Raw genomic sequence first — 24,511 nt, 5'->3', positions numbered from 1 at the left:
CGTGGGTTAAGCAATATCGGAGAGTCAGCTTGCGAGTCAGTCGTTCCTTAACGATAAAACAGATGGCTATGGTGTCGGCCGTGGCCCTGGTCTTTATTTTCATTTTTATCGTCATTCAGCTGTTCCATTTCGTTCAGCAAAGTCGGTACGACACCGCCATGCAGATGGAGAAAATCGCCCACTCCGTGCGTCTTCCGCTGTCCGACGCAATCCTGCGTGCCGATATTCCGCAGGCCGAAGCCATCCTGCATCAAATTCAGCCTTCGGGCATTATCAGCCGGGCGGACGTGGTGCTGCCGAATCAGTTCCAGGCGCTGCGCCTGAGCTTTATACCGGAGCACCAAATCCCGATGCTTATCGCCCGGGTGTTTGAGCTGCCGGTGCAGATATCCCTGCCGCTCTATTCGCTTGAACGACCGGCTAACCCGCAGCCGCTGGCCTACCTGGTGTTACAGGCCGATTCCTGGCGCATGTATCGCATCATCATCAGCACTATCTCCACGCTGTTAACCACCTATTTGCTGCTGGCGCTGATCCTCACCGTGGCGATTAGCTGGTGTATTAACCGGCTGGTTGTGCACCCAATCCGTAAAATTAGCCGCGAGCTTGATGGGCTTAACCCTCAGCAGGCAGGGGAGCACCAGCTGGCGCTGCCGCCGCTGCACCATGACGATGAAATCGGCATGCTGGTGCGCAGCTATAACCGCAACCAGCAGATAACCCAGCGTTTGCAGGAGCAGATGAACACCCTCAGCACCCGCAACCCGCTGACCGACCTGCCGAATAAAGCGCTGCTGATGGCGCTGCTTGAACAGATGGTGGCGAATGAAAAGCACGGAGCGCTGATGCTTATCGCCAGCGAGACGTTGCAGGATGCTGCCGGGGTGCTCAATGAAGAGCAGCGGGAAATGCTGCTGCTGACGCTGGTGGAGAAAATTAAGGCAGTATTGCCCGCCCATACCGTGCTGGCCCAGTTAAGCAGCAATGATTTTGCGCTACTGGCTTACGGCACCAGCGACCCGTGGTACGCCATGACGCTGGCACAGCAGGTTATGGAGACGCTGAACGAGCGGTTGCCGGTACAGGCCATTCAGCTTAAGCCGACTGCCAGCATCGGCATCGCGATGTTTAAAGCGGGCCTCAGCGCCGAGCAGCTATACCGCCGTGCCGCATCGGCAACGCTGTCGGCCCGCCGCCACGGTAAAAACCAGATCCAGTTCTTTGACCCGGAGCAGATGGAAAAAGCCCAGCGCCGCCTGACCGAAGAACACGACATTCTTAACGCGCTGGAAAAGCATAACTTTGCCGTCTGGCTCCAGCCGCAGGTAGATATGCGGGACGGCTCGGTCGTCAGCGCGGAAGTGCTGCTCCGCCAGCGCCAGCCCGATGGAAGCTGGAGCCTGCCGGACGGGCTTATCGAGCGTATTGAGGCCTGCGGCCTGATGATTACCGTCGGCAGTTGGATTCTTGAGGAGTCGTGCCGCACGCTGGCGGCCTGGCAAAGCCGCGGCATCACGCTGCCGCTGTCAGTCAATCTTTCGGCGCTACAATTGCTGCACGAAGAGATGGTGCCTTCGCTGCTGGAGTTGCTCAGCCGCTACCGTATTCAGCCGGGTACGTTGATTCTTGAAGTGACGGAAAGCCGCCGCATAGACGACCCTCAGGCGGCGGTGAATATCCTGCGGCCGCTGCGCCAGGCCGGGGTGCGTATTGCCCTGGACGACTTCGGCATGGGCTACGCCAGCCTGCGCCATCTGCACCATATGAAAGCGCTGCCGATAGACGTGCTGAAAATTGATAAAAGCTTTGTTGATGGGCTGCCTGAGGACAATGCGATGGTCGGCGTGATTATCGCCATGGCTAAAGCGCTGGAGCTGAAAGTGGTTGCCGAAGGCGTGGAGCAAGCCGCCCAGCGCGACTGGCTACTGGAGCACGGCGTGACCCTTGCCCAGGGTTACCTGTTTGCTAAAGCCCGCACGCTTGAACAGTTTGAAAACGAGTTCCTGGCCGCCTGATTGTAAAAACAATAGTTACAAATGTTACGAGCTGTAGCGGTTCAGCTCAAATTTTTAACAACTCCGTTAACAAATTAGATCGAGGCCACTTCTGCGTTTTTTTTGGGGTGATATGTTGAGTGCCGCAGTACGACCGGTTCCGAATACGGCGCTGCGGTTACTCTCCGTTCAAGGATACTCTAATGAAAACCTCACTCTTCAAAAGCCTTTATTTTCAGGTTCTGACCGCGATTGCTATCGGCATTCTGCTCGGTCACTTTTACCCGGAATTGGGTGCCCAAATGAAACCGTTTGGCGATGCGTTCGTCAAACTGATCAAAATGATTATTGCGCCCGTCATCTTCTGTACCGTGGTGACCGGGATTGCTGGCATGGAAAGCATGAAGGCCGTTGGCCGCACCGGCGCGGTTGCGCTGCTCTACTTTGAAATTGTCAGCACTATCGCTCTGATTATCGGCCTGGTGGTGGTTAACGTGCTGCAGCCTGGCGCGGGTATGAACGTAGATCCCGCAACGCTGGATGCTAAAGCCGTGGCGGTTTACGCCGAGCAGGCTCAGCAGCAGGGCGTGATTGCCTTCCTGTTAGACGTTATCCCCGGCAGCGTTATCGGCGCTTTCGCCAGCGGGAATATCCTGCAAGTCCTGCTGTTCGCGGTGCTGTTTGGCTTCGCTTTGCATCGCCTGGGCCACAAAGGCCAGATTATCTTCAACGTCATCGAAAGCTTCTCTCAGGTCATTTTCGGTATTATCAACATGATTATGCGCCTGGCCCCTATCGGCGCATTCGGCGCGATGGCATTCACCATCGGCAAATACGGCGTTGGCTCCCTGGTGCAGCTGGGCCAGCTGATTATCTGCTTCTATATCACCTGTATTCTGTTTGTGGTTCTGGTTCTGGGTTCGATTGCCCGTGCCACCGGCTTTAGCATCTTCAAATTTATTCGCTACATCAAAGAAGAACTGCTGATCGTGCTCGGGACTTCTTCCTCCGAGTCCGTACTGCCGCGCATGCTCGACAAAATGGAAAAACTCGGCTGTCGTAAATCGGTTGTGGGGCTGGTTATTCCGACCGGTTACTCTTTTAACCTCGACGGCACCTCGATTTACCTGACCATGGCCGCGGTATTTATTGCCCAGGCGACCAACAGCCATATGGATATCTTCCATCAGATAACGCTCCTCGTGGTGCTGCTGCTCTCCTCTAAAGGGGCGGCAGGGGTGACCGGAAGCGGCTTTATCGTGCTGGCGGCAACCATTTCTGCGGTAGGGCATTTGCCTGTCGCGGGGCTGGCGCTGATCCTCGGTATTGACCGTTTTATGTCCGAAGCACGCGCCCTGACCAACCTGGTCGGCAACGGCGTGGCAACCGTAGTGGTAGCCAAATGGGTGAAGCAGCTTGATGAGAAACAGCTTAAAGAGCAGCTGGATAACCCACAATCCGACAAAAAAGTGACCGAAGTCACCCACTAATCCGACCAATTGCCCGCAGCGACTTGCCCTCGCTGCGGGCAACTCTGCATAATTACCCCTAATACCCGTCATACTTCAAGTTGCAGGGATGTTGGCCGCACTCCCTCATCTCAGTCACTTACTCAAGTAAGCTTCTGAGGACCCACTCCTTTGTCGCCTACCTGCAACTCGAATTATTTAGGGTTTTAATTGTCTATTTTTCACTTTCAAAAGTGACGTTTCCGCAGAAGTGCGGTCAAACGGATTGGTGAAATGTCACTGATGTCGGTCTGCGGACGTCGAATGCCGCGCCGATGTGCTACTTTTAACCAGGATTGTTTTTAGGGGTTCACATGCAGGGCACCAAGATTCGACTTTTAGCCGGAGGCTTGCTGTTAGTTGCGGCCGCCGGTAACGTGCAGGCAGAAGCGCTCCAGCCAGATCCGGCCTGGCAACAAGGAACGCTGGCAAACGGCTTCCAGTGGCAGGTATTAGCCACTCCCCAGCGCCCGAGCGATCGAGTAGAAATTCGCCTGATGGTGAATACCGGTTCGCTTACCGAAACCGCTCAGCAAAGCGGCTACAGCCACTTTTTACCGCGTATGGTGTTGACGCAGACCGGCGGTCTGCCAACAAGCCAGGCGCGTTCGCTATGGCAGCAGAGCAGTGACCCTGAGCGTCCGCTGCCCCCGGCAATTGTCTCTTATGACTTCACGCTGTTTAATCTCAGCCTGCCTAACAACCGCAATGACCTTCTGAAAGAAGCGTTGGCGTTTCTGGCAACCAATACCGGCACGTTAAACGTCGACTCCGATACAGTCGCCGCCGCGCTGCGCGCCCCGGATATGGTTGCAACCTGGCCGATGAACACCAAAGACAGCTGGTGGCGCTACCGTCTTAAAGGCTCCACGCTGTTGGGCCACGACCCTGCGGAAGACCTCAAGCGCCCGGTTGATGCCGCGCAGCTGAAAGCGTTTTACGACAAGTGGTACACCCCGGATGCGATGACGCTTATCGTGGTGGGCAACGTGGACAGCCGCAACGTTGCGGAGCAAATCAATAAAACCTTCGGCGAGCTGAAGGGGAAGCGTGAAACGCCTGCTCCGGTGGCAACGCTTTCTCCGCTGAAGCCTGAGCCGGTCAGCATGATGACCGGCAGCGTGCGTCAGGACAGGCTTTCTCTGATGTGGGACAACCAGTGGCAGCCGATTCGTGACTCTGCCGCGCTGCTGCGCTACTGGCGTGCCGACCTGGCTCGTGAGGCGCTGTTCTGGAACGTTCAGCAGAACCTCAGCAGCAAAAACGGCGGCAAAGATATTAATCTGAGCTTCGACTGCCGCGTGCTTTACCAGCGCGCCCAGTGCGGGATTAACATTGAGTCACCAAACGACAAGCTGAACAGCAGCCTGACCTCCGTGGGGCGTGAGCTGCTGAGAGTGCGGGATAAAGGCCTGTCGCAGGAAGAGTTTGATGCGCTGATTGCCCAGAAGAAAAATGAGCTGACCAAGCTGTTTGCGACCTACGCCCGCACCGATACCGATGTGCTTATCAGCCAGCGTATGCGCTCATTGCAGAATCAGGTTGTGGACATCGCGCCGGAGCAGTATCAGAAGTTGCGCCAGGACTTCCTGGACAGCCTGACCGTGCCGATGATTAATCAGGATCTGCGCCAGCAGCTTTCCCAGGAGATGGCTCTGGTTCTGCTGCAGCCGAAGGGTGAGCCCGAGTACAACATGAAGGATTTGCAGGAAACGTGGGAGAAGGTGATGGTTCCGGCAGCCGCGCCGCCCGTGACCGACGATCCTAAGCAGGATGTTTCGGATATTCCTCCGGCTTCTTAACGCGGGAACGGCCCTTCACTCCGGCCCTCTCCCCAAAAGGAGAGGGTCAACTCAGGCAGGCATGGCTTCCTGCGGGATAATCGCCCCGCGATACTGAATCACCGTACTTGCCGTCAGATGGCCGCGCCTTGCGGCCTCTTTCGCGCTGCCACCGCTCAGGCGCACCGCCAGATAGCCTGCGCTGAAGGAATCTCCCGCCGCCGTAGTATCAATGACTTTTTCTTTCGCCAGCTTTACCGCCGGGATCTCCAGCACCGCTTCGCCCTTAACCGCAACCAGGCAAGAGTCTGCCCCGCGCTTAATAACCACTTCGCTCACCCCTGCTGCCTGGGTTCGCTGGATAACGTCGCTGGCCGGGCTGGTGCCCCAAAGCGCGTCTTCATCGTCCAGCGTCAGGAACGCGATGTCGGTGCAGGCCAGCATTTGCCGATAGACGCTCTGCGTCTCTTCCCGGCTGGCCCATAAACGCGGGCGATAGTTGTTATCAAAAATCACCTTACAGCCGCTGGCCCGCGCCTGTTTCAGCAACGCCATCAGCCTGATTCGGCTGGCTTCGTTGAGAATGGCGAGGCTGATGCCGCTCAGGTAGAGATAGTCGAACCGCGCCAGCTCGGCGCAAACCTCTGCTGAGCGTTCGCTCTCCAGCCAGAAACGGGCGGCGGCCTCGTTACGCCAGTAGTAAAAAGTACGCTCTCCGCTGGCGTCGGTTTCGATGTAATAAAGCCCCGGCAGCCGGTGCTCCAGGCGCTGGATAAGCCCGGTATGCAGCCCTTCCCGGGACCACGCCTCAAGCATTTGCCGGCTGAAACTATCTTCACCAAGAGCGGTAACGTAATGAACGGCAAGCGAGTTTTTATCAACCTGGCGAGCAAGATAAACCGAGGTATTTAGCGTGTCGCCGCCGAAACCGCGCTGTAGTTCCGCACCGTTTTGTGACAGCTCTATCATGCATTCGCCGATAACGGCAATTTTGCTGGTTGGCATAGGAGACCTGATGATTAAACGAACAAAAAGAGAGTTTTTTGCATTCTCCGCCGCGTTGAAAAGTGAGTCAAACAATTTAAAACGACGTTTTGAAAAAATTTGAAGCGCGCCAGGTTGTTGTGATTGTGACAAAAATCGCGGCTAAACGTTTTGCTGCGAAAGCGAACATAAAGTTCTCTATTGCCACGCCGATAACCTTTCGACGAGCCACGTAGAGTCATCAGGTCAAACAGGATGTACAGATGAAGTTGAAGCAGATTACTCACCGGCTGCATACGCTTGAAGCGAGCGTGGAAAGTTTGCAGGAACGACGATTTTGGCTGCAATGCCAGCGGCGCTACACCTTTCAGCCAATTTATAAAATCGACGGGAAATTAATGGCAGTCGAGCTGCTGACGGTGGTTACGCATCCGGGCGAAGCTGATGCCCGTATCCCGCCCGACCGCTATTTCTCCTCGATTTCCGGACACCAGCGTCTTGATGTCATTGAAGAGCAGCTGCGCCTGCTCGAGGCGTGGGAACAGACCTTTATCCGGCACGGTATTCTTGCGTCGGTAAACGTGGACGGCCCTACGCTTATCGCCATGAAGCAGCATCAGCCGATCCTTGAGCTGATCGCTAAGCTGCCGTGGGTGCGCTTTGAGTTGGTCGAGCATATTAATTTACCGCAGGCGGCAACACTTGCAGGCATGCACGAATTCGGCCCGCTCTGGCTGGATGATTTTGGTACCGGACTGGCAAACTTTTCCGCGCTGAGCGAAGTGCGTTACGACTATATCAAAGTCGCGCGTGAGCTTTTTATCATGCTGAGAAAGAGCGATGAAGGGCGTAATCTTTTTACCATGCTGTTGCAGTTGATGAACCGCTATTGCAAGGGTGTTATCGTAGAAGGTATTGAAAATATTGAAGAATGGCGCGATGTGCAGTCCTCTCCTGCCTATGCTGCCCAGGGGTACTTTCTGTCCCGCCCGGTGCCTTTCGAAAACCTGGAAAATGTTCTGACCCGTTTCCCCTGATGCCGTTTTGGTCTCGCTGGACTATCTTTTAGTCAGGCAGACCGGCATTAGGAGAGGAAAACAGGATGACGAGAACAGGTAAAATAAGCAGTGGAATCGCCGGGATTTTCTTGTTGTTGGTTGTAGTGGCGATCGTCGTGATTGCGACTTTCGACTGGAATCGACTGAAACCAACCATCAACCAAAAAGTCTCGACAGAGCTGAACCGCCCTTTTGCTATTCGCGGTGATTTGGGCGTTGTCTGGGAACGTAATAAAGAGGAAACGGGCTGGCGCAGCTGGATTCCGTGGCCGCACGTTCACGCCGAAGATATTCTCCTCGGCAACCCGCCGGATATCCCCGAAGTGACGATGGTGCATCTGCCCCGAGTGGATGCAACCCTGGCCCCGCTGGCGCTGCTCACCAAAACTGTTTATATCCCGTGGATCAAGCTGGTTGAGCCGGACGCACGGATTATCCGGCTGTCGGAAAAAAACAATAACTGGACTTTTAACCTCGCCGATTCAACCTCTGAGGACCCAAATCAGAAGCCTTCCGGGTGGTCGTTCCGCCTCGACAATATTCTGTTTGATAAAGGCCGAATCACCGTCGATGACAAAGTGACGAAGGCTGATTTGACCCTCCTGGTTGACCCGCTCGGGAAACCGCTGCCGTTCAGTGAAGTCTCCGGGCAGAAACCGCAGGGTAAAGATGCGGCGAAGGCCGCCGACTACGTTTTTGGCCTGAAAGTGAATGGCCGCTACGGCGGACAGCCGGTGGAAGGGAGCGGAAAAATTGGCGGCATGCTGGCGCTTCGCAGTGAGAACGACAGCGCCTTCCCGGTACAGGCAGACGTGCGCTCGGGCACTTCGCGCGTTGCTTTTGTTGGCACCATCAATGACCCGATGAAAATGGGCGGCGTTGACCTGCGCCTGAAATTCTCGGGCGACTCCCTCGGCAATCTCTATGCGCTGACCGGCGTTTTACTGCCTGAAACCCCGCCGTTTGAAACTGATGGCCATTTGTTGGCAAAAATCGACTCTGAAAAAGGTTCGATATTCCGCTATCAGGATTTTAACGGGCGAATTGGCGACAGCGATATTCACGGCTCGCTTACATACAGCCAGGGCAAACCCCGGCCTAAGCTGGAGGGGGATCTGGTTTCTAAACAGCTGCGCCTTGCCGATTTGGGGCCGCTGATCGGCGTGGACTCGGGGAAGGGAGTTGAGAAAACCGAAAAGGCAAAACAGCAACGTGGGGAAAAAACGGCACAACCGGCCGACAAGGTGCTGCCTTACGACCGCTTTGAAACGGATAAGTGGAACGTGATGGATGCCGACGTGCGCTTTAAAGGGCAGCGCATCGAGCACAGCGGAACGCTACCGCTTAGCGATCTCTCCACCCACGTTATCTTAAAAAATGCCGACCTGCGCCTGGATCCGCTGAAGTTTGGCATGGCGGGGGGCAGCATCAACGCCAATATTCACCTCGAAGGCGATAAAAAGCCGATGCAGGGCAAAGCGGAGATTCAGGCGCGGCGTCTTCAGCTTAAACAGCTGATGCCCAAGGTCGAGTCGATGCAGAAGACCCTTGGGGAACTGAATGGTGACGCCAATCTTAGCGGGCGAGGTAACTCCATTGCCGGACTGCTGGGCACCAGCAACGGCAACCTCAAGCTGCTGATGAACGACGGCCTTATTAGCCGCAACCTGATGGAAATCGTTGGTTTAAACGTTGGGAACTATATCGTCGGCAAGATTTTTGGTGATGACGAAGTGCGCATCAACTGCGCCGCTGCGAATCTGGATCTGCGTAACGGGACGGCGACGCCGAGGATTTTTGCCTTCGATACGGAAAATGCGCTGATTAACGTCACCGGCAGCACCAATTTCGCCAGCGAGCGGCTGGACTTAACCATCGACCCTGAAAGCAAAGGTATTCGAATTATCACCCTGCGTTCACCGCTGTACGTGCGCGGTACGTTTAAGAACCCGGATGCGGGCGTGAAGCCGGGGCCGCTGATTGTGCGCGGTGCGGTTGCCGCCGCTCTGGCGACTTTAGTGACGCCTGCTGCGGCGCTGGCCGCGCTGATATCGCCCTCGGAAGGGAGTGATAATCAGTGCCGGACTATTCTGGGGCAGATGAAGAAGTGAGTGAAGCTTCCCCTCTCCCCGAAGGGGCGAGGGGGAAATCAGCGTCCCCTTTCCCTTTTGGTCAGGTTTCTCTCTTCATCCCCTCTCCCTTTTAGGGAGAGGGTCAGGGTGAGGGTAAAAATTACAGCGACTGGTGGCGGGTTTCTTTGCTCAGCAGCAGCGCAATCAGCGTCAGCGCCGACATGCACGCCAGATACACGCCAACATAGAACAGGCCGTAATTAGCCTGCAGCCAGGTGGCAATGTAGGGCGCAACGGACGCCCCAAGAATGGAGGCGACGTTGTAGGAGAATGACGCCCCGGTATAGCGAACCTCGGTCGGGAACAGCTCCGGCAGCAGGGCGCCCATCGGGCCGAAGGTCAGCCCCATCAGGCTCAGGCCGATTAACAGATAGGCCATCACCAGCGCCTGGTTTCCTGAACCCAGCAGCGGCGGGAAGACGAACAGGGCAAATACGATCATCAGGCTGGTGATAATAATCATGCTCTTGCGGCGGCCAAACGCGTCCGCAAGGTAGCCTGCAATCGGCACCATCACGCCAAAGCCAATCACCGCCATCATCAGCATCCACAGCACGTCGTTACGCGAGAAGCCAAGGCCGGCCGGTGCGGGCGCGGTACTGAAGGTCATCGAGTAGACCGTCATGATATAGAACAGCGTATAGGTTGCCAGCATGATGAAGGTGCCGAGGATGGTGGCCTTCAAATGTTTGCTCAGCAGCGTACCCATAGGCACTTTTACCTGCTTTCCGGCTTTGGCAATCTTCGCGAATACCGGGGTTTCATGCAGCGATACACGCACATAAAGCCCGATAATGACCAATACGGCAGATAGAATAAACGGTACGCGCCAGCCCCAGGACATAAACTGCTCGTCGGTCAGCAGCCAGGAGAGCAGGAGGAAGGTGCCGTTGGCAAAGAAGAAGCCAATAGGCGCACCAAGCTGTGGGAAGGAGCCGTACAGCGCGCGTTTACGCGGCGGCGCATTCTCGGTTGCCAGCAGGGCAGCACCGCCCCATTCACCGCCAAGGCCAAGACCCTGGCCAAAGCGAGCCAGAGCCAGCAGCAGCGGGGCGAAAATGCCAATGGAGGCATAGCCCGGCAGCAGGCCAATCACCACGGTAGAAACACCCATGGTTAGCAGAGATGCAACCAGCGTGACCTTGCGGCCCACCCGGTCGCCAAAGTGACCAAATAGCGCCGAGCCAATCGGGCGCGCAATAAAGGCGATAGCAAAGGTAGCCAGCGACTGTAGCGTGGCCGCCGTCGGGTCACCCTGCGGGAAGAAAATGTGCGGGAAAACAATCACCGCCGCGGTGGCGTAAATGTAAAAGTCGAAGAACTCGATGGCCGTGCCGACCAGCGAGGCAACAACGACTTTTCCGCGTGAGTTTACTGGCGTGGCGTCAGCCCCGGTATCGAGAGTTGTGGCAACGGATGCTTGCATAGATTTTTCTTATTTATAGCGAACGAAGGACCATTTACGCATAGCAAAAGGAGCATTTCAACGCGCCGCGCGGCCTGTGGCTGGTCAAAAAATGGTCATTAAGTGGATAATTTTCAGACTGGCGCGTAAGCATCTATGAAATGCTTCACAAAATTTACAAAATAGATGATAAAACTGGTTTTAGGTTAAATAAAAGTTACCAGTTAGATTTATCTGCTAAGTTAGCCTCTGCCTCACGGCGGGAGCAAAAAGCGGCGATATCGCCGGACTGAAACTCGTCCAGATGCGACATGAGTTTATCCAGCGGCCAGTCCCACCAGGCAATCCGTTGCAGGCTGGCGGCAATATCCTGCGGGAAGCGGCTGCGGATAAGCTTAGCGGGAACGCCGCCAACGATGGTGTAGGGTGCGACGTCTTTGCTCACTACCGCTCCGGCGGCAAGTACCGCGCCGTCGCCGACCGTTACGCCTGGCAGTACGATAACTCCGTGCCCAATCCATACGTCATTGCCAATCACCACTCTGTCTTCCCGGCGGTGTTCAAAGAATGAGGTATCCCGGCTAACGTTCGCGGCGTAATACTCCGGGCAATAGGTAAAGCGATGTTGTGAAGGGCGGTCCATCGGGTGGTTGGGCGCGCCGAGGCGAACATGGCTGGCAATGGCGGTGAATTTACCGATAACGCTATCGGCAATGCAGCAGTGCTCGCCCAGGTAGGAGAAGTCGCCCAGCGAGCTGTATTCCACCACGGTGTTGGCAAGGATTTCGCACTGCTCGCCGATTTGGGCTTCCCGCAGGCGAACGCTGGGGTCGATAAAGGTTTTCTTGAGCTTGGGTACGGAGGCGGTTGTCATGGCACTGTTCTCTGGTCGGAGGTTTAGACAAGTAAACCCGCCAGCACGGATGCTGGCGGCCTACCTATCCTGACCGGAGATCATGACAAGATTATTTATGCGTCTTGCCCGGCATTCTTGGGTCGTCTTTATATTCTGCGGTGGCAATCCAGGCGGCACAAAACAGCGTCAGTCGGGCGAAGAAGTAGAAGAAGGCCATCAGCCCAAGCACCGAGCCAAATGCGGCCCCGGACGGCGAGCTGACAAGCTTTGGCAGGCTGTAGGTCATGATGATTTTGATAACCTCGAAGCCAATCGCCGCAATCAGAGTGCCGCGGATCAGCGCTTTACGGCGCGGGCGGTGGCGCGGCAGACGCCAGAAAATCCAGAAAAACAGCAGGTAGTTAGCGAAAATAGAAATCGCCAGGCCGACCAGATGCCAGGCCGGTTTCAGCCATTCGATGTCGCCGAGATGCAGCAGGCCAATCAGCAACGTCTGGGCCGAGCCTGAGATAGACGTTATCGAGAGCGTAACAATCAGCGCAATCAGCAGGCCAATCAGCGAGATAAAGTCGCGCAGATATTTTATCCAGAATTTTTCCTGATCCTGCGGGCTACGCTCCCACTTATCGCGCGACTGGGCGCGCACCGCTTCGCGCAGGTTACCCATCCAGTTTATGCCGGAGTAGAGCGCAATCAGCAGCCCGACCAGGCCGACGGTGGTTCGCTGCTGAACGGCGGTGTTGATGGTATTTTTCAGCGTAGCGGCAAGGGTGGGATCGCTGACGTTATCGAGGATCTTGGCAAAAATATCTTCAAGCAGGGTTGGGTGCGAGGCGAGAACATAGCCGCCCGCTGCAAACGCCACCATCATTATTGGGATAAGCGACAGGAACGAGAAGTAGGTAATGGCCGCTCCGAACTGGTTGCCAAGGCGGTCATTAAAGCGCTCCGTCGCGCGCAGCAGGTGCGCCACCATAGGCAGCCTGACCGTTTTATTCACGGTGGCGATGGTGCTGTTTACGGCGGCGTTGCCGGTTTTGAGCTTGACCAGCGGTTCGCTATTGTCCGTTTGCTCGCTTTTCTCTTCGTCCTGTGGAGGCGTAATGCTCACTACAGGCTGGTATTCCAGCTCGTTGGTTGGGCGTTTTTCGCTATTATCCGGCGTCGTCATCGGGTCAATTTTCCTTTTGTTAAGGCAGGATCTTAAGGAAATTATAGCCATAACGCTAATCTACATACGATTTCAGTATCTCAGTTAGCCACTCCATAAACAGATGTACCCGCCGGGAAAGGTTGCGGCGGTGCGGGTAAAGCAGCGAGATGGGCATCGGTTCGGCGCGGTATTGCGGCAGGATTTCCACCAGGCTGCCGTTCTTCAACTGGGCTTTTACCCCTACGCGCGGCACCTGAATAATGCCCAGCCCGGCAACGCAGGCGGCCTGATAAGTTTCGGTGCTGTTGACCGTAATCAGCCCGCCGGTTTTCACCCATTGCGTGGTTTTATCCAGCCAGATTTCAAACCCCTGAGGCCTTGATCCAAGGTTTTGCGCGTAATGTACCAGCGCGTGGGAAGCGAGGTCGTCGAGGTTTTCAGGGTAGCCAAAGCGGCTCAGGTAGTCCGGGCTGGCGCAGTTAATCATGGTGAATTTGCCAATCGGCCTTGCCACCAGGCCGGAGTCTTTGAGTTGCCCCACGCGCACTACGCAGTCAAACCCTTCCCGCACCACATCAACCATTCTGTCGCTGCTGCTGAGTTCTAATTCGATGCCGGGATATTGCTGAAGAAAGCCGGGGAGTTTGGGAATAATCAGGCCGCGTGCCAGCGTAACCGGCATATCCACCCGCAGCCGCCCGCTGATGCTGGCGGGGTCGCTCTGGAACAGACCGTCCAGCTCGTCGAGGTTGGCCAGCAGATCCCGGCAGCGTTCATAATAGACCATCCCGTCCTGGGTGAGCTGAACCCGGCGGGTGGTTCTGTGCAGCAGGCGCGTGCCGAGGGTGCTTTCCAGCGCCTGAATCTGGCGTGAAACGCTGCCCTTAGGTAGCCCAAGCGTGTCTGCGGCGCGGGTAAAACTCTCCAGCTCCGCCACTCTGACGAAAAGCTGCATTGCGTGTATTTTATCCATCTTATCCCCGTATTGTTGTCGTCAGTGAAACAGTGAAGCGCGATACGGCATATTTATTGATTTTGTATCAGCTAATAAGCTGTATCTCAATTACCAGACGGCCAATTAAGAGGTTTATCATGAGTCAGCGTATCGCTTTAGTGACCGGCGGCAGCCGTGGATTAGGTAAAAACGCAGCCCTGAAGCTGGCGGCAAAGGGAATGGGGATTATCTTCACCTTTAACAGCCAGAAGCAGGAAGCGGAGAAGGTCGTGAGTGAAATTGAGCGATTTGGCGTGAAAGCGGCGGCAATTCAGCTCAACGTCGGCGATTCTTCAGCGTTCGCTAATTTTGCTGAGCAGGTTAAAGAGACGCTGCAAAAGGTCTGGCAGCGCGACAGGTTTGATTATTTATTGAACAATGCGGGAATTGGCCTCGAAGCTTCATTTGCAGAAACCACTGAAGCCCAGTTTGATGAAATTATGAACATTCATCTGAAGGGGCCATTCTTCCTGACCCAGCGCCTGCTGCCGCTGATCAAAGACGGCGGGCGTATCCTGAATGTTTCCACCGGGCTGACGCGTTTCTCGCTGCCGGGCAAAGCCGCCTACGCCACGATGAAAGGGGCGATGGAAGTGCTGACCAAATACCAGGCCAAAGAGCTGGGTTCACGCGGGATTGCGGTGAATATCATCGCGCCGGGGGCGATTGCCACAGATTTTAGCGGCGGTATTGTGCGGGATAACGAGCATGTGGCTAAAGCTATCGCTGCGCAAACCGCGCTTGGCCGCGTGGGCCAGCCGGATGATATTGGCGATGCTATTGCCGCTATTCTTAGCGATGAAACCGGCTGGATGAATGCCCAGCGCATCGAAGTTTCCGGCGGGATGTTCCTTTAATTTTTTGACCGTTCCCGACAGGTGACCCTCACCCTAACCCTTTCCCTAAAAGGGAGAGGGGACAGACTGAATCCAGTTTTCGGGGTGAGGGGCAACTCCTACGCCGTAATTTCCCAGCCGCGTGCTTTCCACAGCGCCGGTAATTCCGCCAGGTCGGTAAAAGTCGTCACTTTAGGATGATCGATTGGCCTGTTGTGGGGATCGGCACAGAAGTAGAAGACCTCCATCCCCGCCGCAACGCCGGACTGTGCCCCCGCCATCGAATCATCAACCAGAATGCTGCGCTCCACGCTGACCTTCATCTGCTCGGCGGCGTGAAACATCAGCGCCGGGTCCGGCTTCCAGCGCTGAATATCGTAGCCGCTGTACAGCGTGTCGGGGAAGTAGTCGAGCATGCCGGTTTTACCGAGCGAATGCTGCATCTTGCTAACCGGGCCGTTAGACACCACGCACATCGGCTTGCGTATTTGCGCCAGCAGCGTATTTGCCCCGGCGATCTCCTGTAATTCGCTATCGAACAGCCGCGCGACTTCGGCGCGGTAAATTGCTTCCAGCTCGGGCTTCGACAGGCTGGTGCCATGCCGGGCATTAATTGTGTCGATAATTTCGTAAAGTTTAACGCCCTTGAAGGTCTTAAAGACGTCTTCAAGCGCAAGCTGAATGCCGTATTGCGCAAACATATGCACGTAGGCTTTGGAGCAGATTACTTCGCTGTCTACCAGCGTGCCATCGCAGTCAAAAAATACCGCTTCTATACCGGACATGCCGTTTCCTTGGTTTCAGATTTAACGTTTACTCTATGCTTTTTGCGCAACGCAATCGATCCCGTTGCGATAATTTCCGCGAAAAAAGTGGATGATTTGCGTTATCCCCTGCCATTTTTGGTATAGGATAGCGGCGTATTTTTTCCTCTTTTAGTTCGGAAACCGATAATGAGCCAACCACAGTCCACTCCGGAAGCAAGCCCGGGGCTGCTCGAACGCGCGTTCAAATTACGTGAACATGGCACCACCGCACGTACCGAGGTGATAGCCGGGTTTACCACGTTCCTGACGATGGTCTACATCGTTTTTGTTAACCCACAAATTCTCGGTGCCGCAGGCATGGATACCCAGGCGGTATTCGTGACAACCTGCCTGATTGCCGCTTTTGGCAGCATCCTGATGGGCCTGTTTGCTAACCTGCCGGTAGCGCTGGCTCCGGCGATGGGGCTTAACGCCTTCTTCGCTTTTGTCGTCGTTGGCGCTATGGGTCTTTCCTGGCAAGTTGGCATGGGCGCAATTTTCTGGGGCGCCGTCGGCCTGCTGCTGCTAACTATTTTCCGCGTTCGCTACTGGATGATAGCCAATATCCCGCTTGGCCTGCGCGTCGGCATCACCAGCGGTATTGGCCTGTTTATCGGCATGATGGGGCTGAAAAATGCCGGGATCATCGTTGCCAACAAAGAGACGCTGGTCAGCATCGGCAACCTGACTTCCCATAGCGTTCTGCTGGGCGCGCTGGGCTTCTTTATCATCGCCGTACTCGCCTCCCGCAATATTCACGCCGCGGTGCTGGTGTCCATTGTGGTGACCACTCTGCTGGGCTGGCTGCTGGGTGACGTGCAATATCACGGCATCGTGTCTGCGCCGCCGAGCGTAAGCAGCGTTGTGGGCCAGGTTGACCTTGCTGGCTCCCTGAATCTGGGTCTTGCGGGCGTTATCTTCTCCTTTATGCTGGTAAATCTGTTTGACTCCTCCGGCACCCTGATTGGCGTGACCGATAAAGCCGGGCTGACCGACGAGAAGGGCAAGTTCCCGCGCATGAAGCAGGCGCTGTTTGTTGACAGTATCTCCTCCGTGACCGGTTCCTTCTTCGGCACCTCTTCGGTTACCGCCTATATCGAAAGCTCTTCCGGCGTTTCCGTCGGCGGGCGTACCGGCCTGACCGCCGTTATCGTCGGTTTACTGTTCCTGCTGGTTATCTTCTTGTCTCCGCTGGCGGGTATGGTTCCGGCTTATGCGGCCGCAGGCGCGCTGATTTACGTCGGCGTGCTGATGACCTCAAGCCTGGCACGCGTGAAGTGGGACGACCTGACAGAAGCGGTTCCTGCGTTTGTTACCGCGGTGATGATGCCGTTCAGCTTCTCGATTACCGAAGGTATCGCGCTGGGCTTTATCTCTTACTGCGTGATGAAACTGGGCACCGGCCGCTGGCGCGAGCTTAGCCCGTGCGTCATTATCGTTGCGCTGCTGTTTGTGCTGAAAATCGTTTTTGTCGATTAAGCCGGACGCTAAAAACAACAACGCCAGTCATGATGACTGGCGTTTTTTTTGGCTGATTATCAGGCCTTAACGCGACGAATGTAGTCGCCAAAGGCGGTAAGCTGGCCGGTAAGATGGTCGAGGGTGCTTTGGTCCACCACTTCGCCACTCTGGGTATCGACTTTGTTCTGAATGACGCCGCCCATAAATTCAGGTTTGTTCATCACCATTGCGTCGAGGAAGACGAGGATCTGACGCAGGTGATACTGGCAACGTGCGCCGCCGATTGCGCCCATCGAGCTGGTCTGGATTAGCACCGGCTTGCCCGCCAGCGGCTGCTCAGGGAGACGAGAAAGCCAGTCAATGGCGTTTTTCAGGCCGCCCGGCACCGAGTAGTTGTATTCCGGAGTGACAATCACCACGCCATCAGCCTGGCGGATCTGCTCGGCAATCGCCTCAACGCTCTGCGGGAAACCCTCTTCCTGCTGAACATCCGCGTCGTAAAGCGGAATGTCGCCGATGGAAGGCAGGGCGTCTATCTGCATGCCCGCCGGGGCAATGTTCGGCAGCGTACGGGCTACCATCGCATTAAATGAACCCTTACGCAGGCTCCCCAGTAAAGTCACTATCTTCAACGAATCAGACATTGGTACTCCTTTCTTTGTCAGGACGTTCGGGAAAATGTGTTGTGCGGCGCGGCGGATTCAGACGGGATGCCGGTCAGGCGAATCAGGCTGCCCTGAGCGCTACGGCTGCGGGCTTCCGCATCCGGCAATGCCTGCCACCCTTGTTGGCCGTCAAACTCCCACAGCTTCAGGCGTTCCACGCCGGGCGCAACGGTACAGCCCCAGATGAGGATGTCTTCAGCGTCGCTTACGGCTTCAATATGCGGTTCGTTTGTGACGCGCAGGCGACCAGAGCCCGGCAATAATTGTAGTGCGCTGGGGCTGGTTTGCGGGTTATCCGTCAGTTTTAGCACACTTTGGCGCAGGGTGTGCAGCTGGGTGCGTGCTTCGTTTGGATCGTTTTGGTTGTCTATCCAGGTGGTTTCGCTGCTGCTGCTTTGCGGGTATTGCAGAACTGGAGAAGGCGCAAGGAAGCTGCGTCGAAGTTCCATATCCAGGCCACAGCGGCCCTCGGTGGCGAGCAAAACGCCAACCATATTTCCGGCATAGGCGATGCTGAAGTCCGGCAGCTCGTCGTCCGCAAAGTGCGGCCGCCCCGCAGTAGAGGTGATAATACGCGGCAGGCGCTGAGTGCCATACAGCATAAACATCATCTCGGCCAGCAGCGTTCTGGAGGCCAGATAGCGGGTACGGCGATGCTCGGGCATCAGGCTGGCACTGTTAAGGGTTTCGTCATTCAGGCGTGGAGATGTGGGATTGGGAGGGTTCAGAGCCCATCTTGCAAAATGCGTCGCCATTTGTCGCTCCATGATAATGGTCAGTAGATGTAATGCTGTTTTCGCTGAACAAAAACAGCGCTCCGCTTCGCTTCCTGAACGCCGTCAGGAAGAGAATAGTAATCCCCTGGTCAATGCGTTGTCATTGATGCTATTCAGGGAAATTATCTATTTTTTGCACGATATATTATATATCCAAGCCCGGGAAAATTCTGAGTGCTTTGTATATGTTGCGTACTGAAGGTGCCAGCCTGAAGACATCACTTTGAAATAATGATGTATTTTTTAGCCGGGAGAAATGCCCCGCATCCTGAACTGTGACGCGGGGCTAAAGCGGGGGTGTTATTTACCGATACAGAAGCTGGAGAAGATGCGGCCCAGCAGATCGTCGGAGCTGAATTCGCCGGTGATTTCACTTAAGTTCTGCTGCGCCAGGCGCAGCTCTTCCGCCAGCAGTTCTCCGGCCCAGGCACCGAGCAGCTGCGCTTTACCCTGCTGCAAATGGTTTGCCGCCTGTTCCAGCGCTTGCAGGTGGCGGCGGCGGGCGAGGAAGCCGCCTTCCATATTGGTTTCGAAGCCCATGCTCTGCTTCAGGTGGGCACGCAGCACCTCTACGCCTTCGCCGGTTCGGGCCGACAGGCGAACCAGTGAGTGGCCATTCACTTCGCTCAGCCCCAGCGCTTCACCGGTAACGTCCGCTTTATTGCGCACGACGGTTATCGGTAAACGTTCCGGCAGGCGGGCGATAAAGTCCGGCCAGATAGCGGCTGGATCTAATGCGTCGGTGGTGGTGCCATCGACCATAAACAGCACGCGATCGGCCTGTTCAATTTCCTGCCAGGCGCGTTCGATACCGATGCGCTCAACTTCGTCGCTGGCTTCGCGCAGGCCTGCCGTATCGATAATGTGCAGCGGCATACCGTCGATGTGGATATGCTCGCGCAGCACGTCGCGGGTGGTGCCGGCGATGTCGGTAACAATGGCGGCTTCACGACCGGCCAGGGCGTTTAACAGGCTGGATTTACCGGCGTTAGGCCGCCCGGCAATGACCACTTTCATACCTTCACGCAGCAGGCTGCCCTGACGTGCTTCGGCGCGTACCGCATCAAGATCGCCAATGACCTGATTCAGCTGGGCTTCAATCTTGCCGTCCGAAAGGAAGTCGATTTCTTCATCCGGGAAGTCGATAGCCGCTTCTACATAAATACGCAGGTGCGTCAGCGCTTCAACCAGGTGATTAACGCGCGCTGAGAAAGCGCCCTGCAGCGAGTTGAGCGCTGAACGTGCGGCCTGTTCGGAGGTGGCGTCAATCAAGTCGGCAATCGCTTCGGCCTGAGCCAGGTCGAGCTTGTCGTTGAGGAACGCCCGCTCGGAGAACTCACCGGGGTTAGCGATGCGCAGGCCGGACAGCGTCAGAATGCGCTTTAACAGCAGGTCGAGGATGACCGGGCCGCCGTGCCCCTGAAGTTCAAGAACATCTTCACCGGTAAACGAATTCGGGCCGGGGAACCACAGGGCAATGCCCTGGTCCAGCGCGCTTCCGTCCGCATCGCGAAACGGTAAGTAGTCCGCATAGCGCGGTTTAGGCAGTTTGCCGAGGACGGCTTCAGCCACCTCGCGCGCCTGACGGCCGGAAATACGCAGAATGCCTACGCCGCCGCGCCCCGGCGGGGTGGCCTGGGCGATAATTGTGTCATTGTGGCTCATAGTCTCTCTCAGCCCTTGAATAACAAAAGAAAAAGGCGGTCAATCGACCGCCTTTCGTAAGCTTAACGCCAGATGTTATCAGGTCTTTTTCTTGTCGCGGCTATGCAGGCCACGTTTTTCCAGACCGCGATAAATCAGCTGCTGCTGAAGGATGGTCACCAGGTTGCTGACGATATAGTACAGCACCAGACCTGACGGGAACCACAGGAAGAACACGGTGAAGATGACCGGCATAAAGGTCATGATCTTCTGCTGCATCGGGTCGGTTACCGTGGTCGGCGACATCTTCTGGATGAAGAACATCGTCGCGCCCATCAGAATCGGCAGGATGTAGTACGGGTCCTGTGCGGACAGGTCATGGATCCACAGGGCGAACGGCGCGTGGCGCAGCTCAACGGAACCCATCAGCATGTAGTAGAGCGCCAGGAAGATTGGCATCTGGATGATAAGCGGGAAGCAGCCACCCAGCGGGTTAACCTTCTCAGCTTTATACAGCGCCATCATCTCCTGACTCATGCGCTGCTTATCGTCACCGATACGCTCACGCATCGCCGCCAGCTTCGGCTGCAGCATACGCATTTTCGCCATCGAGGTGTACTGCGCTTTGGTCAGCGGGTACATGATGCCGCGCACGATAAAGGTGATGACGATAATGGAGAAGCCCCAGTTACCGATGAAGCTGTGGATAAATTTCAGCAGCTTAAACAGCGGCTGAGAAATGAACCACAGCCAGCCGTAATCTACTGTCAGGTCAAGGTGCGGCGCAACGGCTGCCATCTTGTCCTGGATTTCCGGGCCGACCCACAGGGTGCTGCCCAGTTGAGCCGTTTGGCCAGGCTGAACCAGCTGTGAAGCGGATTTATAGCCAATCGCTGCCACATTGTTGCTCAGTTTGGTGGTGTAGAAGTTGTTCGTGCCGGTTGTGTGCGGAACCCATGCGGTAGCAAAGTATTGCTGCAGCATCGCAACCCAGCCGCTGTTCGCGCTCAGGTTCAGGTTCTCGCCGTCGGCGATGTTGTCGAACTTAACTTTCTCGTATTTCGCGTCCGGGGTGGAGTAAGCCGCACCGCGGAAGGTGTGCAGCGCAAAGTTGCTGCTGCCGGTATCGCGATGAGTCGGCAGATTGATGGACTGCTTCAACTGACCGAAGGTCGCCAGCTCCAGCGGTTTCTCGCCCACGTTCTTCACATCGTAATCCACACCCACGGAGAACTCACCGCGTTTCAGGGTGAAGGTCTTGGTGAAGGTGTTGCCTGCGGCATCGGTATAGGTCAGCGGAACCGCCAGTTCGTTCTGGCCGTCAGCCAGCACAAAGGTGTCTGCCGTGACGTTATACAGAGGACGTTCGCCGTTTGCCGGGTTGTCCGGGCCGTCACGACCGGTCAGGCCGCTTTGCGCCTGGTAGATAAACTCCGGGGTCGTTTCCAACAGTTGGAACGGCTCGGAAGATTTCAGCTCTTTCGGGTAGGTTGGCAACAGCGCTTGTTCTACATCACCACCGCGGGTGTTGATGGTCAGTTCAAGAACGTCAGTTTTAACCGTAATGAGTTTCCCCTGGCCGCTGGCCGGTACAGCCTGATTAGCGGCATTACCCGTTGCGGTGGTCGTAGTCTGCGTGGTCTGCTGTACCTGAGGAGCGTGATCCTGCTCCCAAGCTTGCCAGATCATGAAAGACACGAACAACAAAGCGATGAGAAAAAGATTGCGTTGCGAATCCATCGTTAGTGTTCTCTGGTATCAAAAGGTCCGGGCGGGACGGGATCGTCTCCACCGGGGTTCAAAGGGTGGCATTTTAGTACGCGTTTCATCGTTAACCAACTGCCTTTTAACACTCCAAACCTGCGTAAGGCCTCAATTCCGTAGTGAGAACAGGTTGGGGTGAAACGGCAATGCGGCCCGAGAAGCGGACTAATCAGGCGTTGATAGACCCTGATAAGGGCTATCAGGACCCGCGAGACTGGCGACAATGGCGACGCCATAACTTTTCCAATGCTTCCGATAAAGCCCGGTTATCCAGGTCGGCAACCCCTTTTTTCGCTACTACCACGAAATCCATTGGCGGCAGTTCGTGTTGACGCAGACGGAAGCTTTCACGCGTCAGACGTTTAATCCGATTGCGTTCATGTGCGCGTTTGACGTTTTTCTTGGCGACGGTAAGACCGATGCGGGGATGCCCCAGCGAATTCAGGCGGCCGAGGATGGTGATTTGCGGCGTGCCAGCTCTTTGCGGCTGCTGGAAGACGAATGTGAAATGATTGGGAGTTAACAAACGTAACTCCCTGGGAAAAGCTAGCTTAACCACTCAGGGGTTAGCTTTTATTACTTAGAAACGGTCAGACGAGAACGGCCTTTAGCACGACGACGTGCCAGTACCTGACGACCATTTTTAGTTGCCATACGAGCACGGAAGCCGTGAGAACGGTTGCGCTTCAGTACAGACGGTTGAAAAGTGCGTTTCATGGCGATTTCTACCTAAACTATTAAATTTCACTGGATTTGCGTAATGCCCTACAGGGTCTGCGAACGACTTACGCTTCAGTGTGGCTGATTAAAGAGGCCGGATTGTAATAATTGTACACTCCGGAGTCAATTCAATTCCCTTACTGCTGCGCCCTTTTGACCCCCGTAAAGAGGCCCGGATCTCCGCTGAAGTACAGCGGCATTACGCGACGGGTGGAGAATTATACGGCGTTGTCGATAAAGCGCAAGGATCCGCAGGGATCTTCCTCAGATCTCTTTAGTCAAAAATGTGCGCTGGTCATTAAATTTTCCAATATGAGACGGTTACCCGCTGCACGCTTGCCAGGATCGATTACACTTAACCGGCTCAAAACTTCCCTGTGGATAATTCGTGAAGAATCTGTGAGAAACAGAAGATCTCTGCCGCGCTTTAGGCTATGATCCGCGGTCCCGATCGTGATCCAGCTTTCACCGGGGAAACCGCAAATAGCGGTTCGCGCGCCTCCCACAGCCTGAGAGCGTGTGTCAACAATCATGAATGTATAACTTTCAGTCTTCGTCTTTTTTATCGACTTTGATCGAGTGGAGTCCGCCGTGTCACTTTCGCTTTGGCAGCAATGTCTTGCCCGATTGCAGGATGAGTTACCAGCCACAGAATTTAGTATGTGGATACGCCCCCTACAGGCGGAACTGAGCGATAACACGCTGGCTTTGTACGCGCCTAACCGTTTTGTGCTCGACTGGGTGCGCGATAAGTACCTTAATAACATCAACGGGCTTCTCAACGACTTTTGCGGCAGCGACGCACCTTTATTACGCTTCGAAGTTGGCAGCAAACCCGTTACTCAGCCCGTTGCAGCTATGGCAACGGCCGCAGCGCCGACTCATGTTGCGCGCGCGGCGGCCCCGATGCGCCCAAGCTGGGATAACATGCCTGCCCCGGCCGAACCTTCATACCGTTCTAACGTTAACCTGAAACACACCTTTGATAATTTCGTTGAAGGTAAGTCGAACCAGCTGGCCCGTGCGGCGGCTCGTCAGGTAGCGGACAACCCGGGCGGCGCTTATAACCCACTCTTCCTTTATGGCGGCACCGGCTTAGGTAAAACTCACCTGTTGCACGCCGTGGGTAACGGCATTATGGCGCGCAAGCCGAATGCCAAAGTGGTTTACATGCACTCTGAGCGCTTCGTTCAGGACATGGTAAAAGCGCTGCAAAACAACGCCATTGAAGAATTTAAGCGTTACTACCGTTCGGTGGATGCGCTGTTGATCGATGATATTCAGTTCTTTGCCAATAAAGAGCGCTCACAGGAAGAGTTTTTCCACACCTTCAACGCCCTGCTGGAAGGCAATCAGCAGATAATCCTCACTTCGGATCGTTATCCAAAAGAGATAAACGGCGTTGAGGATCGTTTGAAGTCCCGCTTCGGCTGGGGACTGACCGTCGCTATCGAACCGCCAGAGCTGGAAACCCGCGTGGCTATCCTGATGAAAAAGGCCGACGAGAACGATATCCGCCTGCCGGGCGAAGTGGCCTTCTTTATTGCCAAGCGACTGCGCTCTAACGTGCGTGAGCTTGAAGGGGCGCTGAACCGCGTCATCGCCAACGCCAACTTTACCGGCCGTGCGATAACCATCGACTTCGTGCGTGAAGCGCTGCGTGACCTGCTTGCCCTTCAGGAAAAGCTGGTTACCATCGATAATATTCAGAAAACCGTAGCCGAGTATTATAAAATTAAGGTCGCGGATCTGCTGTCTAAACGTCGCTCCCGCTCGGTAGCCCGTCCGCGCCAGATGGCGATGGCGCTGGCGAAAGAGCTGACCAACCACAGCCTGCCGGAAATCGGTGATGCTTTTGGTGGCCGCGACCATACTACGGTTTTACATGCCTGCCGTAAGATTGAGCAGCTGCGTGAAGAAAGCCACGATATCAAAGAAGATTTCTCCAATTTAATCAGAACATTATCTTCGTGA

21 protein-coding genes are annotated in these 24,511 nt (G+C 55.5%); 8 read left to right on the top strand and 13 right to left on the bottom strand.

Annotated elements, in window-relative coordinates:
• Positions 1–29 precede the first annotated feature (29 nt).
• The 3 genes from hmsP to HMPREF0201_RS20695 all read left to right on the top strand — a co-directional run bounded on the left by hmsP (position 30) and on the right by HMPREF0201_RS20695 (position 5,304).
• On the top strand, positions 30–2,015 hold the full coding sequence (gene hmsP / locus HMPREF0201_RS20705) for a biofilm formation regulator HmsP (RefSeq protein WP_039899468.1): 1,986 nt from the start codon (positions 30–32) through the stop codon (positions 2,013–2,015).
• Between the two features lie 182 nt (positions 2,016–2,197).
• Positions 2,198–3,484, top strand: a complete 1,287-nt coding sequence (locus HMPREF0201_RS20700) for a dicarboxylate/amino acid:cation symporter (protein ID WP_016538723.1) — start codon at positions 2,198–2,200, stop codon at positions 3,482–3,484.
• 332 nt (positions 3,485–3,816) lie between these two features.
• Positions 3,817–5,304 carry a M16 family metallopeptidase gene (locus HMPREF0201_RS20695; RefSeq protein WP_016538722.1) on the top strand — a complete coding sequence of 496 codons (1,488 nt, stop codon included), beginning with the start codon at positions 3,817–3,819 and terminating at the stop codon, positions 5,302–5,304.
• A gap of 51 nt (positions 5,305–5,355) precedes the next feature.
• On the opposite strand, the gene kdgK is transcribed toward HMPREF0201_RS20695, so the two are convergent.
• Positions 5,356–6,288 (bottom strand): 2-dehydro-3-deoxygluconokinase, encoded by a 933-nt coding sequence (kdgK, locus tag HMPREF0201_RS20690; RefSeq protein ID WP_016538721.1) that lies wholly within the window; start codon positions 6,286–6,288, stop codon positions 5,356–5,358.
• A gap of 242 nt (positions 6,289–6,530) precedes the next feature.
• Here kdgK and pdeH point away from each other — a divergent pair, with 242 nt between their 5' ends.
• Positions 6,531–7,304, top strand: a complete 774-nt coding sequence (gene pdeH, locus HMPREF0201_RS20685; protein ID WP_016538719.1) for a cyclic-guanylate-specific phosphodiesterase — start codon at positions 6,531–6,533, stop codon at positions 7,302–7,304.
• Between the two features lie 65 nt (positions 7,305–7,369).
• Entirely contained in the window at positions 7,370–9,436 is a 2,067-nt protein-coding gene (locus HMPREF0201_RS20680; RefSeq protein WP_016538718.1) for an AsmA family protein, read from the top strand.
• 121 nt (positions 9,437–9,557) lie between these two features.
• Here HMPREF0201_RS20680 and HMPREF0201_RS20675 read toward each other — a convergent pair whose 3' ends face one another.
• The 4 genes from HMPREF0201_RS20675 to HMPREF0201_RS20660 form a co-directional block, all read right to left on the bottom strand.
• Positions 9,558–10,883, bottom strand: coding sequence for an MFS transporter (locus HMPREF0201_RS20675; protein ID WP_016538717.1), 1,326 nt, complete (start codon positions 10,881–10,883; stop codon positions 9,558–9,560).
• 196 nt (positions 10,884–11,079) lie between these two features.
• Positions 11,080–11,736: a DapH/DapD/GlmU-related protein gene (locus tag HMPREF0201_RS20670; RefSeq protein ID WP_016538716.1), complete on the bottom strand. Its 657-nt coding sequence runs from the start codon at positions 11,734–11,736 to the stop codon at positions 11,080–11,082.
• A 91-nt stretch (positions 11,737–11,827) separates the two neighbouring features.
• Positions 11,828–12,889, bottom strand: a complete 1,062-nt coding sequence (yhjD, locus tag HMPREF0201_RS20665; RefSeq protein WP_039898948.1) for an inner membrane protein YhjD — start codon at positions 12,887–12,889, stop codon at positions 11,828–11,830.
• Positions 12,890–12,944: 55 nt separating this feature from the next.
• Positions 12,945–13,844: a LysR family transcriptional regulator gene (locus HMPREF0201_RS20660; protein ID WP_016538714.1), complete on the bottom strand. Its 900-nt coding sequence runs from the start codon at positions 13,842–13,844 to the stop codon at positions 12,945–12,947.
• A gap of 119 nt (positions 13,845–13,963) precedes the next feature.
• Here HMPREF0201_RS20660 and HMPREF0201_RS20655 point away from each other — a divergent pair, with 119 nt between their 5' ends.
• Entirely contained in the window at positions 13,964–14,722 is a 759-nt protein-coding gene (locus tag HMPREF0201_RS20655) for an SDR family NAD(P)-dependent oxidoreductase (RefSeq protein ID WP_016538713.1), read from the top strand.
• A 98-nt stretch (positions 14,723–14,820) separates the two neighbouring features.
• On the opposite strand, the gene yieH is transcribed toward HMPREF0201_RS20655, so the two are convergent.
• On the bottom strand, positions 14,821–15,486 hold the full coding sequence (gene yieH, locus HMPREF0201_RS20650) for a 6-phosphogluconate phosphatase (RefSeq protein ID WP_016538712.1): 666 nt from the start codon (positions 15,484–15,486) through the stop codon (positions 14,821–14,823).
• Positions 15,487–15,654: 168 nt separating this feature from the next.
• On the opposite strand from yieH, the gene HMPREF0201_RS20645 reads away from it, so the two are divergent.
• Complete coding sequence (locus tag HMPREF0201_RS20645) at positions 15,655–16,986, top strand: NCS2 family permease (protein WP_016538711.1); 1,332 nt, start codon at positions 15,655–15,657, stop codon at positions 16,984–16,986.
• Positions 16,987–17,045: 59 nt separating this feature from the next.
• On the opposite strand, the gene HMPREF0201_RS20640 is transcribed toward HMPREF0201_RS20645, so the two are convergent.
• The 7 genes from HMPREF0201_RS20640 to rpmH form a co-directional block, all read right to left on the bottom strand.
• A complete protein-coding gene (locus tag HMPREF0201_RS20640; RefSeq protein ID WP_016538710.1) occupies positions 17,046–17,612 on the bottom strand; it encodes an NADPH-dependent FMN reductase in 567 nt (188 codons plus the stop codon).
• Positions 17,613–17,629: 17 nt separating this feature from the next.
• Entirely contained in the window at positions 17,630–18,388 is a 759-nt protein-coding gene (locus tag HMPREF0201_RS20635; RefSeq protein WP_039898947.1) for a 4'-phosphopantetheinyl transferase family protein, read from the bottom strand.
• A gap of 321 nt (positions 18,389–18,709) precedes the next feature.
• Complete coding sequence (mnmE, locus tag HMPREF0201_RS20630; protein WP_016538707.1) at positions 18,710–20,074, bottom strand: tRNA uridine-5-carboxymethylaminomethyl(34) synthesis GTPase MnmE; 1,365 nt, start codon at positions 20,072–20,074, stop codon at positions 18,710–18,712.
• 78 nt (positions 20,075–20,152) lie between these two features.
• Entirely contained in the window at positions 20,153–21,793 is a 1,641-nt protein-coding gene (gene yidC, locus HMPREF0201_RS20625) for a membrane protein insertase YidC (RefSeq protein WP_016538706.1), read from the bottom strand.
• Between the two features lie 2 nt (positions 21,794–21,795).
• Entirely contained in the window at positions 21,796–22,053 is a 258-nt protein-coding gene (gene yidD, locus HMPREF0201_RS22785) for a membrane protein insertion efficiency factor YidD (protein WP_071704120.1), read from the bottom strand.
• Complete coding sequence (rnpA, locus tag HMPREF0201_RS20620) at positions 22,017–22,376, bottom strand: ribonuclease P protein component (protein ID WP_039898946.1); 360 nt, start codon at positions 22,374–22,376, stop codon at positions 22,017–22,019. The genes yidD and rnpA overlap by 37 nt, the downstream gene beginning before the upstream one ends.
• 17 nt (positions 22,377–22,393) lie before the next feature.
• Positions 22,394–22,534, bottom strand: a complete 141-nt coding sequence (gene rpmH / locus HMPREF0201_RS22780; protein ID WP_003849659.1) for a 50S ribosomal protein L34 — start codon at positions 22,532–22,534, stop codon at positions 22,394–22,396.
• 594 nt (positions 22,535–23,128) lie between these two features.
• Here rpmH and dnaA point away from each other — a divergent pair.
• On the top strand, positions 23,129–24,511 hold the full coding sequence (dnaA, locus tag HMPREF0201_RS20615; protein ID WP_039898944.1) for a chromosomal replication initiator protein DnaA: 1,383 nt from the start codon (positions 23,129–23,131) through the stop codon (positions 24,509–24,511).

Origin of the sequence: Cedecea davisae DSM 4568 (assembly GCF_000412335.2) — a bacterium.
GTDB classification, from domain to species: Bacteria; Pseudomonadota; Gammaproteobacteria; order Enterobacterales; family Enterobacteriaceae; genus Cedecea; species Cedecea davisae.
Note: the sequence above shows the minus strand (reverse complement) of the source record. Positions and strands in the feature narration are given on the sequence as shown.